This is a genomic window from Pseudomonas sp. MT3, from assembly GCF_054720805.1.
On the sequence record NZ_JBTVPY010000001.1, the window covers coordinates 59,884 to 77,111 of the forward strand.

General features: G+C 67.8%; 6 protein-coding genes. 3 read left to right on the forward strand and 3 right to left on the reverse strand.

Going from position 1 to position 17,228, the window contains the following annotated elements; genetic code table 11:
* Nucleotides 1-53: 53 nt before the first annotated feature.
* Together pdxR and ACYCAX_RS00200 are read left to right on the forward strand one after the other, a co-directional pair.
* Nucleotides 54-1,487, forward strand: coding sequence for a MocR-like pyridoxine biosynthesis transcription factor PdxR (gene pdxR / locus ACYCAX_RS00195; protein ID WP_460247204.1), 1,434 nt, complete (start codon nucleotides 54-56; stop codon nucleotides 1,485-1,487).
* A 581-nt stretch (nucleotides 1,488-2,068) separates the two neighbouring features.
* Nucleotides 2,069-2,359, forward strand: a complete 291-nt coding sequence (locus ACYCAX_RS00200) for a putative quinol monooxygenase (protein WP_460247205.1) — start codon at nucleotides 2,069-2,071, stop codon at nucleotides 2,357-2,359.
* Between the two features lies 1 nt (nucleotide 2,360).
* Here ACYCAX_RS00200 and ACYCAX_RS00205 read toward each other — a convergent pair whose 3' ends face one another.
* The 3 genes from ACYCAX_RS00205 to ACYCAX_RS00215 all read right to left on the reverse strand — a co-directional run bounded on the left by ACYCAX_RS00205 (nucleotide 2,361) and on the right by ACYCAX_RS00215 (nucleotide 5,573).
* Nucleotides 2,361-3,149 (reverse strand): SDR family NAD(P)-dependent oxidoreductase, encoded by a 789-nt coding sequence (locus ACYCAX_RS00205; protein WP_460247206.1) that lies wholly within the window; start codon nucleotides 3,147-3,149, stop codon nucleotides 2,361-2,363.
* Nucleotides 3,150-3,293: 144 nt separating this feature from the next.
* Nucleotides 3,294-3,800 (reverse strand): DUF3015 domain-containing protein, encoded by a 507-nt coding sequence (locus ACYCAX_RS00210; protein ID WP_294975772.1) that lies wholly within the window; start codon nucleotides 3,798-3,800, stop codon nucleotides 3,294-3,296.
* Nucleotides 3,801-3,944: 144 nt separating this feature from the next.
* Nucleotides 3,945-5,573, reverse strand: a complete 1,629-nt coding sequence (locus tag ACYCAX_RS00215; RefSeq protein ID WP_460247207.1) for a mechanosensitive ion channel family protein — start codon at nucleotides 5,571-5,573, stop codon at nucleotides 3,945-3,947.
* Nucleotides 5,574-5,862: 289 nt separating this feature from the next.
* On the opposite strand from ACYCAX_RS00215, the gene ACYCAX_RS00220 reads away from it, so the two are divergent.
* Complete coding sequence (locus ACYCAX_RS00220) at nucleotides 5,863-17,193, forward strand: VCBS domain-containing protein (RefSeq protein WP_460247208.1); 11,331 nt, start codon at nucleotides 5,863-5,865, stop codon at nucleotides 17,191-17,193.
* Nucleotides 17,194-17,228: the final 35 nt, after the last annotated feature.

Below are 17,228 nucleotides of genomic sequence, written 5' to 3' on the forward strand. Positions count from 1 at the left end.
CCATTCCCCCCGGCGCTACTCTTTTCGTTCTGCCCTGCCTGCCGGAGCCAGCTTTGGAGCTTCACCTGATCATCCACGGCCAGAAAGACCTGGCCGGGCAACTCTACCGCCAGTTGCGCGACGCCATCGATTCCGGCCGCCTCGCCGCCGGCACCCGGCTGCCACCCAGCCGCCTGCTGGCCGAACAACTGGGGATCTCGCGCAAGACCATTTCCGACACCTACGCGCAGCTCACCTACGAAGGCGTGCTGGTGGGCAAGGTCGGTAGCGGCACCTTCGTCAACGCGCGGATTCCCCGCAACGACCGGCGCCAGGACAGTTTCCGCTTCGCCAGCCAGGCCAACATCGAGCACTGGGCCGGTCTCAATCCGCGCCTCACCCACCCCGGCGCCGAGGGCACGGCCAAGGCTGATTTCATCGGCGGCGCCACCACCCAATTGCAGTTTCCCCAGGAGGAATGGCGGCGCTGCGTGAACTATGCCATGCGCCAGATGAATACCCCGCGCGGGCACTACAGCCGCCCCGAGGGCATCACCCCGCTGCGCGACGGCATCGCCCGGCACATCGCCTATGCGCGCGGGGTGAACTGCCAGTTGGACGACGTGATGGTCTGCAACGGCGCACAGCAGGCACTGGACCTGCTGGCACGGGTGATGCTGCGCCCCGGTGACAAGGTCGTCATGGAAGACCCTGGCTATCCGCCGGCACGGCTGCTGTTCCGCATGCTCGGCGCCGAGGTGGTGAGCGTGCCGGTGGATGCCGAGGGCATCCAGGTGGAGCGGATTCCCGACGGCACCCGGATGATCTACACCACGCCCTCGCACCAGTTCCCGCTGGGCATGCCGATGAGCCCGGCGCGCCGCGAGGCGCTGCTGGCGCGGGCGGTGGAGCTGGGCGCGCTGGTGATCGAGGACGACTACGACAGCGAGTTCCGCTACGCAGGGCGCCCCAGCGACGCCCTGCAGAGCCTGGACCGCCACGGCGTGGTGGCCTACGTCGGCACCTTCTCCAAGGTGCTGCTGCCGGAACTGCGCCTGGGCTACCTGATCCTGCCGCCCTCGCTGTTCCCGGCGCTGGTGCGCGCCCGGCAGATTTCCGACTGGCACAGTTCCACCCTGCCGCAATGGGCACTGGCCAAGTTCATGGCCGAGGGCTACCTGCTCAAGCACATTCGCCGCTGCCACGGCATCTACGCCGGTCGCCGCGAGCGCATCCTCGCCCGCCTGGACGGCGACCTGGCGCCCTGGCTGGAAGCAGTGCCCTCGGTGGCCGGCTTCCACCTCAGCGCCCTGCTGCGCCAGCCGACCAACGTGCCGTTGCTGATGGAGCTGGGGCGCAAGGTCGAGGTCGGCCTGTATGGCCTGGCGCCCTTCTACGACCAGGCGCCGGTGCGCGACGGGCTGCTGCTGGGCTTCGGCGCCATCGACACCCTGGACATCGACCCGGCGCTGGACAAGGTGCGCGACCTGCTGCAGCAGTTGGGTTGATCTGGCCGCGCGAGGATCGCAGGGGCCTCTGCTGCGGCAGGAGCGGACGGAGTCTGCGATCAATGCCCCCAACCGTAGCCTGCGTAACGCTCCATTCGAAAAGGGAGTCCGCTACTACGAGATATATCTGCGCTCGGGGCGGCCCTCACCCCAACCCTCGGCTTTGGCATCCTGCGTCGCTCTACCTCCTGATCCATGCAGTCGTCTCCCAGGGAGAGAAGGTTGGGGTGAGGGGGAAGCGCCGGCAGGGGTTGACCCGGTGGGAGGTCGTTGGCTCCGGCGAGTTGACGCCACTCGGCCCAGCTCCGCGATAGCGAAGGATTGGTCCGGCGGTTTTCCCGGGAATTGGCGGTTCTGTCCCCGCGGCCACGGCCTTAACCTTTACCTACCCCATCGCTGGCGCCTGGACTTCCCGTAGGAGCGAGCTCGCTCGCGAACAGCCCCCGGCGCATACGACGCCAGGCGGTTCGCGAACGCCCCTCGATCCTGCGAAAGGTTTTGAAAGCCGGTTCCGGTCTTTACCGGCCGCCGGCGCCAGCGCCCAATGGCCACCCGCCCAGCCAGCAGAAAGGAGCCTCGCCATGTCCCCGTCCGCCATCGCCATCGTCCGCGTCCAGGCATTCCCCGGCCAGGGTTCCGCACTCGGCGCCCACCTGAACGAGTTGCTGGATCAGGTGCGCCAGCAGCCCGGCTGCCAGTCCGGGGAAGTACGGGCGCTGGCCGCCGATCGCTGGCAGGTGCAGACCCGCTGGGCCAGCCAGGCCGACCTGGAGGCGCACCTGTCGGGTTCGAAGGCGCAGCAGTGGCTCGGCCGGCTCGGCTGCGGGGAGCTGGCGCAGGGGTTGGAGTTCGAGAGCCGCAGCGCCGACTGAGTCAGAACGCCGAACGCACCAGGCCGCCATCCACCCGCAGCGCTGCGCCATTGGTGGCGGACGAGGCCTCCGAGCAGACGTAGACCACCAGGTTGGCCACCTCCTCCGGGCGGGCGAAGCGTTGCAGCAGCGACCCCGGCCGCGCGGTGCGGAAGAACTCCGCTTCGAACGCCTCGAAGGACTGGCCGCCGGACAGCTTGCCGACGAACTCGCCCACCCCCTCGGAAGCGGTCGGCCCCGGCAGCACCGCGTTCACCGTCACCCCGGTACCGGCGCAGCTTTCCGCCAGCCCGCGCGACAGGCCGAGCTGAGCGGTCTTGGTCACGCCGTAGTGGATCATTTCCAGCGGAATCTGAATGGCGCTCTCGCTGCTGATGAACACCACGCGCCCCCAGTTCTTCTGCTTCATGCCCGGCAGGTAGGCGCGGGACAGGCGGACGCCGGAGAGCAGGTTGACGTCGAGGAAGCGCACCCAGTCCTCGTCGGGAATCTCCTCGAAGGGCTTGGGATCGAAGATGCCCAGGTTGTTCACCAGCACGTCCACCGCCGGGTAGCGCTTGACCAGCGCCTCGATCTGCCGGGGATCGGAGAGGTCGCCAGCGAAGCCCTCGACCTTCGCGTCGGCCTGTTCGCCGCGCAGCCGGCCCAGCGCCTCGTCCACCGACGCCTGGCTGCGGCCGTTGAGGATCACCCGCGCGCCTTCGCGGGCCAGCCCCTGGACGATGGCGAATCCGATGCCCTTGGTGGAGCCGCTGACCAGGGCGAGCTTGTCTGTGAGATGCAGGTTCATGGGAGTCTCCCGCTGAAGGAACGCCACGCCCCGAATGCCCTGGGGCACGAAACAACGCATCAGGATAGGCGCCCTCCGGCGCCGCGCGCCAATCGCAGAAACACGAATGCCCTCCGAAGAGGGCATTCGTTCGCAACGGCTGGATCAGGCCGGCTGGCGGGCGTAGCGCGCCAACACGGTGTCTTTCTGCATCACCGCCAGGGTGTTGCGGTAGACCTCCTCCCCGGTGGCGTCCTTGCTGGCGAAGATGTCGCCGAAATGCTGCTGGGTGACCTGCGCGAAGTGGGCGCGGTCCTTGGCCTCGACGCCCAGCAGCACCGCATAGGCGTCCAGCGCCTCGCCCTGGCCCTTGGCCATGTCCTCGGCGATGTTGTCGAGCATGCCGTTCATGGCGAACACCGAGCGGCCGCCGTAGCCCAGGCGTGCGTCGGAGTTGCAGCCATTGGTGCCGGAAGTGAGGCCGAACGTGGCGTTGCCCGAGGTGCCATTGGTGGTGGTGGCCAGCAGGTGCGGGAACAGGCCGCGCTGCCCTTCGAACACCATGTTGCCCCAGCCGCAGCCATTGCCGCCGGCCTGGTCGGCCTGGGCGAAGAGACTGGCGGCGCCGAGAACGGCGAAGATCGTACCCTTGCTGAAGGTTCTGTTTGTCATGGACATTCTTCCCTTGTCTGTGAGCATCGTTGGCATGCCGCCTCCAGTACGACCACCGACCCTGGAGTTCGCGTTTCGGTTACAGGTGTAGGCAATCAAGCGCCGACTCGCAACTGTGCCTGTCGTGCCCCGGAGCGCCGTTACTCATTTCACGACATCATCGCCTCCCGGCGGACGGGCCGGCGCGCTGTACCACTGCTCCCTGGGCACCCACTTGGGCTGGTGCGGATCGGCCAGGTAGTGCGGCGACATGATCTGCACCCCGTACTCGTTGAACACATCCTGGATATTCGCGTGCAGCACGCTCAGCAGCTCTGCGCGGGGCCTCGGCTCGCTGGGAATGGCCTGGGCCACCAGGCGGTACTCGGGATAGAAATCCGACAGCGCGGTCTGGAAGACGTGGGGCGCCGGCTTTTCGAGGATGCCCTCGGTACGCCGCGCCGCCTCGATCAGCATGGCTTCCACCTGGCGCCAGGGCGTGTCGTAGCCGATGGTCACCACGGTATCCACCACGTAGCCCTGGCCGTGGACGATGCGCGAGTAGTTCTTGGTGACCGAGCCGGTGATCATCGAGTTGGGCAGGGTCAGCACCTCGCCCAGGCCGGTGCGGATGGTGGTGTTGAACATGCCGACTTCCGTCACCGTTCCCTCGTGTTCGCCGATCCGCACGAACTCCCCGGCGCGCAGGGTCCGCGAATAGGTCAGGATCAGCCCGGCGGCGGCCTGGCCGATCACGCTGGAGGCGCCGAGGGAAATCATCAGGCCGATCAGTACCGAGACGCCCTTGAAGGCTTCGGTGCCGGAGCCGGGCAGGTAGGGATAGGCCATCACCAGGGCGAACAGCCAGATCGCCAGGGAGGTCAGCCGGGTGGTCGGCTGCAGCGTCTCCTCGGTCAGCCAGCCCAGGGTGCCGGGGCGCGCCAGGCGTTGCAGCAGACGCCGGGCAAAGCTGCTGAAGGCCCGTGCGATCAGCACGATGCACAGCGCCACCGCCAGCCCCGGCATGGCGCCGAGCATGCCATCGAGCAGGTAGCGGACGAGGTCGAGCAGGTGCACGTTGAGGCTCTCGCCCCACGGACGGGTAAAGGGGAACTGCGACAGCACGAAGCTCAGCCACTGGTAGCTGAGCAGGAACACCACCACCCAGTAGATCAGCCAGAGCAGCCGGCCGAACAGGTAATAGAGGTACTGCACGTCGAACAACGGCGTGTGCCCCAGCTTGAGCCACTGCTTGTGCCGGCTCATCAGGCCCGGCAGGCGACCGGACAGCCGGCGCCGACCCACGCTGACGCCCCGCAGCAGCAACAGGTAGATCATCGTGGCCAGCGCCGAATACCCCAGCGCCATGAGCAGGAAGCGGATATTGCGGGCCTCGCCGCTCTCGGCCACCACGCGGCGCAGGTTGTCGGCCGCCTGTTCCGCCGCGACCCGCACCGAAGCGCCCGGCGGATCGACATCCTGAGGGGTGACGATGAAGGCGCGGCTATAGCCCAGCAGCACGATGTAGCTGGTCTGGATCGGGTCGATACTGACCTTCAGCTCGCCGCGCCCCTGCAAGGCGTCCTCGATCGCCGCCGTGGCCCGGCGCGCCCGCAGCTCCGGGGTTTCGCCGAGCAGGGTGGCGCGGAAGGTCATGACGCTGCGGTTCTCAATCCTCAGCTCGGCCGGCGCCGCCTCGCGGTCGGTGATGGCGATCTCGCTGCCGGACGACTCGCCGAAGCCCACCAGCGGCCAGAAGGCCAGCACACAGCACAGCAACATTCCGTGACGCATTCCCCGCTCTCCCCTTGCCCGACTGCGGCCTGCTTCTTGTCCAGAGGGCCCGGCCGCTCCCTGAGGCCCAAGCGTAGCCATTCGGAAATGGGCTGGAAAGCGGCAAGCCGGGATAACGCGGCGCATTGGGTTCCTGTCGGAACGATCAGAAAGCAGCTGTATGAGATGTCGCGAAATGCACACGGACATTCCTATTCGCTATCGCGAATCAATGTCTAAGCTTGCCACTCGTATGTGCTTGAGTTTGTGTTCCAAGCCGTGATCATTGACCGATCCGACGGGTACTGAAATGGATAATCAGGGCAAGGCGCGCGCCGCATTCCTTCTCCGCCCCAGCAGCCTCGCTCTCGCTCTGGAGCAGCGCATTCTCTTCGACGGCGCCGCCGCCGCGGCGGTCGACCAGCAACACCACGACGCCCAGGCCGCTGACGCCAAGGACAGCACGCCACCCGCCACCGCGGTGGAAGCCCGCGCCCAGACGGCGGCCCCCGCGCCCAGCGCCCCGCGCAACCTGGTAGTGATCGACGCTCGCCTGGAGAACCGTGAGCAACTGGCCGCCAGCCTGCCGGCAGGCAGCACCGCGCTGGTGGTCGACGCCGGCCAGGATGCCATCGCCGCCATCAGCAACGCCCTGGCGCAACTGGGCCAGGTGGACTCCATCCAGGTGTTCTCCCACGGCGCCACCGGCCAGTTCACCCTGGGTAACCAGACCTTCACCGCCCAGACCGTCGACCAGCTCGGCGAACGCCTGAGCGCCTGGCGCGGCGAACTCAGCCCCGGCGCGGACATCCAGCTCTACGGCTGCGACGTGGGCGCCGGCAGCGCCGGCCAGGCGCTGGTCAACGAAATCGCGCGCTGGACCGGGGCCGACGTCGGTGCCTCCAATAATGCCACCGGTGCCGGCAGCGCCGGGGGCGACTGGAACCTGGAGGTGCGCAACGGCGACCTGGACAAGGCCATCGCCCTGAGCGCCGACACCCTGAGCAGCTTCCAGGGCCTGCTACCCGATGCCAGCCCGACGGTGAGCATCAGCATGCCGAGCCCCGACGTGCTGCTGGGCGATTCGTTCAATTTCAACATCGACCTGCGCAACAGCTCCAGCCAGGTCGGCTTCGCGCCCTATATCGACCTGTTCCTGCCGGCCACCGGCAAGGACGGCGACGACGGCATTCGCTTCGTCAGCGCCAGCTACCTGGGGCAGGCGGTCAAGTCCTATGTGGTCACCTTCGACGCCAGCGGCAACGCCACCCATCCGCTGGCCAAGGACGCCAGTGGCAAGGCGCTGGTGATCAGCGCCGCCAGCGTCGGCATGAAACCGGGCGACCAGTTCGTGGTGCTGCAGGTGCCCTACGCCAGCGTCTCGCAGGACCAGCCGACCATCTCCCTGCAGGTCACCGCGACTCTCAGCAACCTGGCCGACACCAGCCTCACCACCGGCAGCCCGGACCTGACCATCCAGGCGCGCGGCGGCTTCGAGTACGGCAACGACTCGCTGAACAACCCCACGATCGACCCCAGCCTGGTGGAAGCCACCCTCCACGCCCTGGCGATCCACCCGACCCTGCTCGACATCACCCAGAGCCTCAACATGACCGAAGGCGAGACCGCCACCGGTCCCAACTTCGTGCATACGCAAACCGTCACCGTCACCCCCGCCGACGGCCAGACGCTGCATAACGTGGTGATCACCCAGAGCGTGCCGGAGGACGTGCGGGTCACCGCCATCACCCCCGGCGCCGGCGGCACCCTGACCTCGGTGACCTTGCGCAACGGCACCGTGCTGACCAACCCTGCGCTGATCGCCGCGGCCATCGCCGACCCGAATGTCTTCGTCGTCGCCTACACCATCGACTACGCGACCCTGAGCGGGCCGACCAGCTCCACCGTGGACTTCTACGTGCCCGAAGTCGGCGCCGACGGCGCCCCGGTGATCGACCCCGACACCGGCGATCCGGTCACCATCAGCTTCGGCCCGCCCAGCGCCACCGGGCAATGGACGCCGCTGGACCCGCGCGACCTGACGCCCCCCGCCACCGATGTCGACTTCAGCGCCACCGGCGACGGCACCGGCGCGCAGTTTGTCGCCAAGAGCATCACCCTGCAGAAGCAGGCACTGCTGCAGAACGATACCGGCAGCACCGGCCTGAGTCCCGGCGACACGCTGCGCTATGTGCTCAACGTGGCGCTGTCGGACTACTTCGCCTTCGGCGAGAACATCCTCCGCGAGGGCCAGTTCACCGTTACCGACACCCTCGCCGACGGCCAGAGCATCGTCGGCGCGCCGACCATGACGATCAGCCAGAACGGCGTCACCCGCACCATCGCCCTGGTCTACACCGCCACCGCCAATGCCGACGGCACCACCACCCTCACCGTCGACATCGGCACCTCGCTGCTCAACGCCGTGGACGGCCTGGGGTTTGGCGCGCTGTTCGGCGACCTGGCCTTCGATGACGTGCAGAGCACCGCCACCACCGCGGTCATCAGCTACAACGCGATCATCAACCAGGCCTACACCACCAGCCACCCGCCGCACACCGAGATCAACGAAGGCGACAGCCTGGGCAACAACGCGACAGTGAGCGCCACCGTGCTCGAGGACGCCATCAACATCGGCGATCTGCAGAGCGACGGTTCCAGCACCTTGAGCACCATTCCCACCAGCCAGGTCGACATCAACCTGCTGCAGGTCAACGGCGGCAATCCGCCCGCCGACGGTGAACTGCGCCCCGGCGACGTGGTGACCTTCCAGCTGTCCTACGACCTGGTCACCGGCGACTACGAGAACTTCAGCCTCACCGCCTACCTGCCCCTGCCCCTGCTGAACGTCAGCGGCATCGGCTGGACCGTGGGCAGCGGCGTCGGCCAATGGAGCATCGGCCCCGGCAACAGCGATCCGGCGCGGGCGATCAGCGTCAGCAGCGGCCCCGGCAACTCGGTGGTGTTCAACTTCGGCAACTACAGCGTCACCCAGGCCACTGGCGGGCGCATCGAGCTGACCTTCACCCTGCGCGTGGGTGACCAGCCCTTCGCCGACCAGCGCTCGCTGGACGTACTGGCGCAATCCAGCCAGACCACCACGATCAACAAGACCGTGCTGGTGTCGTCCGACATCGCGGTGGTCCAGTCGATCGCCGAACCCGTGCTCAACATCAAGCACGGCGTGGTTTCCAGCTACAACGGCACGGTCACCGGGACTACCGGCACCTGGAACAAGCCGGGCACCTCCGGCGTCCCCTTCGGCGGCCGCGTCACCGACCTGTCCGCCATCGACGGCAACATCACCGGCATCGACGGCGGCGACATGCTGCGCCTGGCCACGGCCATCGAGAACACCGGCGGCGGCGGCGCCTTCGACGTGGTCACCAGCATCACCCTGCCCCCGGACCTGACCTTCGTCGGCGGCAGCCTGGCGGCGGCCAACCTGCAGATCTACCGGGGCGACGGCACCCTGCTGCGCGCGAACGTGGACTACAGCGTCTCCGGCAACCGGATCACCTTCCTCGATGCCGGCTTCGTCGCCAGCCTGCTGCCCGGCCGCGCCGGAACCACCGCCGATACCAGCGGGCAGAACGTCGTGGTGATCACCTACGACGTCGTTGCCAACAACGCCATCGCCGCCGGCCGCACGCTGCAGAGCACGGCGATCCTGAGCAACTACGCCAGCATCGACAACGGCACCGACTTCACCCCCACCGACCTCAGCGACATCGCCAACCAGCAGGTGGCGGCCCCGGAGGTCCGCAAGGTGTTCGCCGGCGGCAGCCTGAGCGAGGGTGACTCCAGCGCCAGTCACACCACCGGCAACAACCTGGTGGTGGGCGAAAGCATGCTCTACGACATCGTCGTCACCCTGCCCGAAGGCACCACGCGCAATCTCAGCATCGACGATCTCATCCCCGCCGGGCTGCGCCTGGACACCAGTTTCAACGGCGGCCTGGGCTATCAGCTGATCATCACCGCCTCCGGCAGCGGCGGCTCGCTCAGCCGCGACTTCCTCGGCAACATCGTCATCAGCGGCATGAGTGGCGTTGGCGGCACCCTGGGCGCCGACGGCGTCGACGCGCGCTTCGTCTTCAGCGCCTCCACGGCCGGCGTCGACAACGAGACCGGCAACAGCAGCTTCGTCATCCGCGTGCAGCTGGTCGCCAGCAACGTCATGGGCAACCAGGCCACTCGCTCGCTGCAGAACGACGCCCGGCTGGCCTACCAGGACCCGGACGGCGACACCCCCAACGGCACCACCCCGCTGAACCGCACCGTCAACCGCAGCGACGGCGCGCCGACCGTCATCGTGCGCGAGCCGACCTTGCAGATCACCCAGGCCATCACCTCCACCCCCGGCATCGGCGGCTACGACCAGGGCGACCGGGTGGACTTCACCATCACCATCAGCAATGGCAACGGCGCCAACGACTACGCCGCGTTCGACATCAACCTGCTGGACATCCTGCCCACCGAGCTGGACAACATCACCCTCACCGGCGTGCTCTACCAGGGTGGCGCCACCAACAACGGCGGTGTGGACTTCATCATCCAGAACGGCCAGTTGATCACCGCCAACGGCGCCAACATCGACATCGCCAAGGGCGGCAGCATCACCCTGCGCCTCACCGGCGTGGTCAACGCCACGGCCGCCGGCCAGGCGGACTTCGCCAACAATGCGCGGGTGCAATGGACCAGCCTGGATGGCGCCAACGCCGGCGAACGTACCGGCGCCGACGGAGTGCTCAATGGCGGCGACCTCAACGACTACCGGCAGATTTCCGCCCTGCTCTTCCCGGTCTCCAACGGCATCCTGATTTCCCGCGTCGGCGGCCTGCCGGATACCCCGCCGCCCAGCGACGGCGCCGGCGTCACCACCTCCGCGATCAACGAGAGCGTGGCCATCGGCGAGGTGATCCGCTACCGCGTGGTGGTCCTGGTGCCGGCCGGCGACAACCCCAATTACCAGGTACGCCTCGAGCTGGGCGCCGGGCTGCAGTTCCTCCCGGCCGACCTGAACAACATCCTCATTGCACTGGTCTCGGACAACCTCAACGGCCTGAGCACCGACGCCAGCCTGATCAAGGGCGGCACCCTGTGGATGGCCGGCAACGAAACCAGCCCGGTGGCCGGGTACCTGATGCCCGACCTCAGCGGCGTGAACCCCACCGGCATCTTCGACGGCAACGCCACCAACCTGAGCATCGTCACCAACGCCAATGGCAGCCAGACCGTCACCTTCAACCTGGGCAACGTGGTCAACCGCGAAACCGTCGACGGCAACGTCGAGGGCATCGTCCTCGACTTCAACGTGCGGGTCACCAACGTCGCCAGCAACCAGGCGGGCTCGACCCTGGGCGTGAAGGCCATCGAGCACGTCGGCCTGCCCGGCCAGGACGTCGACCGCGGCATGAGCGACACCCTGCTCGAACACGTGGTCGAGCCCAACTTCGACCGCGTCCACAAAGAGGTCATCGACATCCAGCCGGGGCCCAGCACCACCACGGCCACCGTGTCGGTGGACTTCACCCAGAACGGCGGCGTCCCCGCCTATAACGTGCACCTGCAGGACCAGTTCCCCAGCGGCAGCAACTACCAGGTACAGGGCATCCTGCTCAACGGCACCGCGCTGGACCTGAACAACCTGCCGGCGGGCGTCCGCGTCAGCACCAGCGGCGCCCTCTCGGTGGACTTCGACCGCCTGGCGGTGGGCGACAAGGTGCAAGTCATCTACCGCGTCACCGTGCCCAGCACGGTGGTGGTCGACAATGCCGCAAGTTCGGCGGTGCTGACCTGGACCAGTCTGCCGACCAGCTTCGAGACCAGCGGCTGGGCTGGCTCGGTCCCCGGCGCCGCCGGCACCGCCAGCGGCGAACGCACCGGCCAGGACGGCACGGCCGGGCTGAACAACTATGTACTCAGCGACGGCGTGGGCCTGGGCGTTGTCCAGGGCACCCTGTGGAACGACACCAACTCGGCCACCGGCAGCCTCACCCCCGACGGCCCCGGCTTCGCCGGGCGCACCGTGCAGCTGACCTGGGCCGGCGCCGACGACAGCTTCGGCACCGCCGACGACCGCGTGTTCACCACCACCACCGACGCCAACGGCCAGTACAAGTTCTCCGTGCTGCCGACCGGCAACTACCTGGTGGTCATGCCGCAGTCCTTCCAGCTCGCCGCCGACAACCGCTTCAACGTGCGCATCGACACCGATACCGGCACCAGCGCCAACGGCCTGGGCAGTGTCGCACTGGCCCTGGGCGAAGGCGCCGTGAGCAATGCCAATGCCGGCTACGTGCACCTCAACGAAGCACCGGTCAATACCCTCGCCGGCCAGCAGGGCCGGGAAGACACCGTGCTGCACCTGCTCGGGCTGGCCGTCGCCGACTCCGATGCCGGCAGCGGCATCCTCAGCATCACTCTGACCGTCCAGCACGGCGTGCTCTGGCAGACCGCCACGCCGCCCGGCTCCAACGCCACCCCGCCGGGCGGCGCCGGGCGCAGCCTGACGCTGAGCGGCAGCCTGGCGCAGTTGAACGTGCTGCTGTCGCAGGTCTATTACAAGGGCGACCAGGACTTCAACACCTTCCGCAATGCCGAAACCCTGACCATGACCACCAATGACCAGGGCAATTTCGGCGACACCAACCACGACGGCATCCCCGGCCAGAGCGCCGATGCCCTGACCGACGTCGACCAGGTGCAGATCATCGTCACACCGGTCAATGATCCGCCCATCGCCGCCAACGACGTCGCTGACGCGGTGGAGGCCGGCGGCACCAACAACCAGACGCCGGGTACCAATCCGTCATTCAACGTGCTGAGCAACGACCGCGACGTCGACATCGCCACCAACAACGACGTGATCAAGGTCGCCAGCGCCGGCGTGCCGGGCAGCCCCGAGCTCGGCGTGCCGAACAATTCCTTCCGGATCGTCACCGGCGACTTTGGGGCCCTGATGATCTACAGCAGCGGCGCGGCGGTCTACCTCGTCGACAACACCAACCCCGACGTCCAGGCGCTGCGGAGCTCCACCGACACCCTGAGCGACACCTTCACCTATACCATCACCGACCTGGCCGGGGCGAGCTCCAGCGCCACTATCACCATCACCATCCACGGCGCCAACGACGCCCCGGTGGCCGTCGACGACCCGGGCAGCGCCATCGAGGCCGGCGGGCAGAACAACACCACCGTCGGCCAGGACGCCGTCGGCAACGTGCTGGGCAACGACACCGACGTCGACCTGTACGGTGAAACCAAGGAGGTCACCGGCATCCGCAACCTCCGCGAGGCCGTCCCCGGCCCCATCACCGACATGGTCAGCGGCGTGCCGCAGATCATCGACGGCACCTACGGCACCCTGACCATCAACTCCGACGGTTCCTACCGCTATGTGGTCGACAACACCAAGACCGCCGTGGAGCGCCTGGTGCCCGGCGACACGCTGATCGAATACTTCACCTACCGGGTCACCGATGCCGGCGGCCTGAGCGACCTGGCCGAGCTGCGCATCACCATCAGCGGCAGCTACGACAACCCGGTGGCCAGCGACGACCGCGCCGTGGCCCAGGCCGGAGCCACCGACGACCCGGCGCTGGAGAGCAACCCCAGCGGCAACGTCATCCTCTTCCCCAGCCGCCCCGGCCCAGTCACCCAGCCCGGTGGCAACGGCGTGGACACCGACGTCGACCGCATCGACCGGCCCAGCTCCAGGCTGACGGTGATTGGCATCGGCTCGATGCGCGAGGACCCGAACGCGCTGCTCGACACCGTCGGAACCGGCACCCGCATCGCGGCCACCTACGCCGAGATCAACAATGTCGTCGTCACCGACCCCGACCCCTTCGGCACCCTGACCATCAACTCCGACGGCTCCTTCCAGTTCGACGTCAAGAGCGACAACACCATCATCCGGGGCCTGCAGGCAGGCCAGGCCGTGGTGGTCTACTACACCTACGAGATCGTCGACCAGGAAGGCCTGAAGGACCGCGCGCAACTGGTCATCACCATCCGTGGCGTCAACGACCCGCCCGTGGCACAGATCGTCGTAGCCACCGCCGTCGAGAAAGGCGGCGTCGGAAACGGCACCGGCGGCAGCGACCCGAGCGGCGACGTCACTACCCTGGCCTTCGACCCGGATGGCGATCCCATCAGCGTGTACTCGGTCAACGGCCAGACCTTCCCGGCCGACCCGGCCCTGCCCCTGGTCGTCGACGGCGAATACGGCACCCTGACCATCTACCGCGACGGCACCTACAGCTATGCGCTGAACAACGGCGACCCGACCGTCGAAGGCCTGCGCCTGAACACCGACCACCTGTTCGAAGGCTTCACCTACGTCCTCACCGACAACACCGATCCCACGGGGACCACGGGTCTGTCCGACCCCGCCTTCATCCTCATCGTCATCCACGGCGCCAACGACAACCCGGTGGCCACCGACGATGGCGCGCTGGCCATCGAAGCCGGCGGCGTCAACAACAACCATCCCGGCAGCGATCCCAGCGGCAATGTGCTGGACAACGACAGCGACGTGGACTCGGTCGACCTTGGCGAAACCAAGGCCGTCGACAGGGTACGCACCGGCGGCGAATTTGCCACCGGCACCGCCGGCAGCCTGGGCGTGGAGCTGCGCGGCACCTACGGCTGGCTGACCCTCAACGCCGATGGCAGCTACCACTACCGGCTGGACAACAACGACCCGCGCGTACAGGCGCTGCGCAGCGCCGCCGACCAGCTGACGGACGATTTCACCTACGCGGTGGTCGACACCGACGGCGCCCAGGACCTGGCCACCCTGCGCATCACCATCCACGGCGCCAACGACACGCCCGTGGCGCAGAACGACAACGTCGCCGCCATCGAGCAAGGCGGCCGCGACAACGACATTCCCGGCCTCAACCCCAGCGGCAACGTGCTGGCCAACGATAGCGACGTGGACGGCAGCGACGCGCTGGTGCTGACCGGCGTGCGCCAGGGCCTGCGCAACGGCACCCTGGGCAGCGCGTTCAGCGGTGCCTTCGGCACCCTCGTCCTCAACGCCGACGGCACCTTCAGCTACGTCCTGGACAACGACAACCCACTGGTCGAAGCGCTGCGCCATGACTCCGATCGCCTGGAAGACACCTTCACCTACACCATCCGCGATCTCGCCGGCGCCACCTCCACGGCGCAATTGACCATCACCATCCACGGTCGCAACGACGCGCCCCATGCCCCGTCCCTCGCGGTCATCGCCATCGAGGCAGGGGGCACCTTCAATGGCACCCCGGGTGTGTCGCCCTCCGGCAACTCGCTCAACGATGTCCGCGACGTGGATGCCTACGGCGAGACCCGGCTGGTGAATGGCGTACGCAACGGCGACCGCTCCTCCAACGCCACCTTCAATGCCGTCGGCGATGCCGATACCACCCTGCTCGGCCGCTACGGCGTGCTGCACATCCAGGCGGACGGTCAGTTCCAGTACGTCATCAACAACCGCCTGCCGGAGGTGGAAGCCCTCAAGCCGGGCGAAAGCCTGGTGGAGTTCTTCACCTACCAGGTCGTCGATGCCGACGGCGCGAGCGACATCGGTTTACTGCGCGTCGCCATTCTCGGCGCCTGGGACGCCCCCGTGGCCCACGACGACCTCTCCCTCGCCCTGGCGCAGACCGAGGACGGCGGCACCGGCTACAACCCCAGTGGCAACGTGCTGAACAACGACACCGACGTGGACGCCGGCGACGGCAAGGTCGTCAGCGGCATCCGTGTCGGTCCCGAGACCGTCGGCGGCACCCTGGCGGCTGTCGGTGCGGGAACCAGCAACGTCGACGGCACCCTCATCCAGGGGCTCTACGGGCAACTGATCATCGGCTCCGACGGCAGCTACACCTACAACGTCGATTCGAACAATCCGGCGGTGCAGGCGCTCTCCCTGCTGCAGACACTGGTCGAACACTTCACCTATGAAGTGCGCGACAACGGCGGCCTGGTCGATCTGGCGCAGCTGAGCATCATCGTCTTCGGCCGCAACGACGCGCCCCACGCCAACCCCGACTCGGCCGACGCCCTGGAAGCCGGCGGCCTGCACAACGCCACGCCGGGGCTCAACCCCAGCGGCAACGTGGTGGACAACGACACCGACCTGGAGGGCGACACCCTCACCGTGTTCGATATCCGCACCGGGGGCGATGCGTCCGGGCCGGCCAACGGCGTGGTCGGCACCCCGCTGCGCGGCCTGTACGGCACCCTGCTGATCAACGCCGACGGCAGTTGGTCCTACGAAGTCGACAACAGCCTCGACGCCGTGCAGGCCCTGCGCCTCCCCGGCCAGACGCTGAGCGAAGTCTTCACCTACGGCATCCACGACAAGTTCAACGCGCAAAGCCACTCGCGCCTGACCATCGTCATCCGCGGCGCCAACGACACGCCCATCGCCAGCGACGATACCGCCACCGCCGTGGAAGCCGGCGGCGTGAACAACGCCACGCCGGGGCTCAACCCCGGCGGCAACGTGCTGGACAACGACAGCGACGTCGACAGCGTGGCCAACGGCGAAACCCGCCAGGTGGTGGGCTTCAGCGCCGAGAACGGCCGCAATGCCAGCGCCGGTCAAAGCCTGCAGGGGCTCTACGGTACCCTGGTGATCAACGCCGACGGCAGCTACCGCTATGTGGTGGACAACAACAACCCCACCGTGCAAGCCATGCGCAGCGCCGGCGAAACCCTCAGCGAGGTCTTCACCTACCGCATGCGCGACACCGCCGGCGCCACCTCCGACGCGCGCCTGACCCTGACCATCCAGGGCGCCAACGACAACCCGGTGGCGCGCGACGACAGCAACTTCGCCAGCGACCAGGTGCCGGCGCCGCACACCAGCGGCAACGTCCTGCCCAACGACAGCGACATCGACGGCGGCGACCAGCTCAGCGTCACCGGCATTCGCACCGGCCAGGAGAACGAAAACGGCACCTCGGGTAGCGTCGGCCAGCCCATCGCCGGGCGCTACGGCACCCTGGTGCTCAACGCCGACGGCAGCTACACCTACACCATCGACCTGAGCAACAAGGAAGTGCTGGCGGCCGCCGGCCTCGGGCAGATCCTCAAGGACTACTTCACCTACACCATCAGCGACCTCGCCGGCGCCACCGACCAGGCGCTGCTGACCATCACCCTGGACATCTCGACACCCTACATCCCGCCAGGGCCCTACGCCGGCCTCTTCGCCGAAGACGGCCGCCCGCACGACCCGCCGCTGGGATACGACCCGGCGATCTTCATACAGCCGGTGGTGGAGCGCATCGACAACAACCTCTCGCTGTCCGCCTGGAGCGCGGACGGCAGCAACATCGATCTCTTCGCCACCCCGGAGATCGAGAGCCAGTCGCTCGGCGACCAGCTCGGCCAGGTGAAGGGCCAGTTCGTCGCCCGCGCCGTGGGCGAAAGCCGGCGCGCCAGCGACCTGGACAAGCGCTGGGTGGAAGGCCGCCACGGCGTCACCAGCCTGAGCGCCGACGGCCTGCTCCCCGATCCGTCGCTGTGGGCGCCGCTGCCCGGCGACATGCTGGCGAAGAACGCTGAACACGCGCAGACCGCACCGGGCTTCCGTGCCCAACTGCGCGACGCCGCCCAACGCCGGAGCGGCAACCCATGATGCGTACGCAACAATCACGGATGGACCAAGGACTG

Coding starts and splice junctions, on each gene's coding strand:
- ACYCAX_RS00200 (WP_460247205.1), top strand. CDS start 2,069: ATGTCCCCGTCCGCCATCGCCATCGTCCGCGTCCAGGCATTCCCCGGC.
- ACYCAX_RS00205 (WP_460247206.1), bottom strand. CDS start 3,149: ATGAACCTGCATCTCACAGACAAGCTCGCCCTGGTCAGCGGCTCCACC.
- ACYCAX_RS00210 (WP_294975772.1), bottom strand. CDS start 3,800: ATGACAAACAGAACCTTCAGCAAGGGTACGATCTTCGCCGTTCTCGGC.
- ACYCAX_RS00215 (WP_460247207.1), bottom strand. CDS start 5,573: ATGCGTCACGGAATGTTGCTGTGCTGTGTGCTGGCCTTCTGGCCGCTG.
- ACYCAX_RS00220 (WP_460247208.1), top strand. CDS start 5,863: ATGGATAATCAGGGCAAGGCGCGCGCCGCATTCCTTCTCCGCCCCAGC.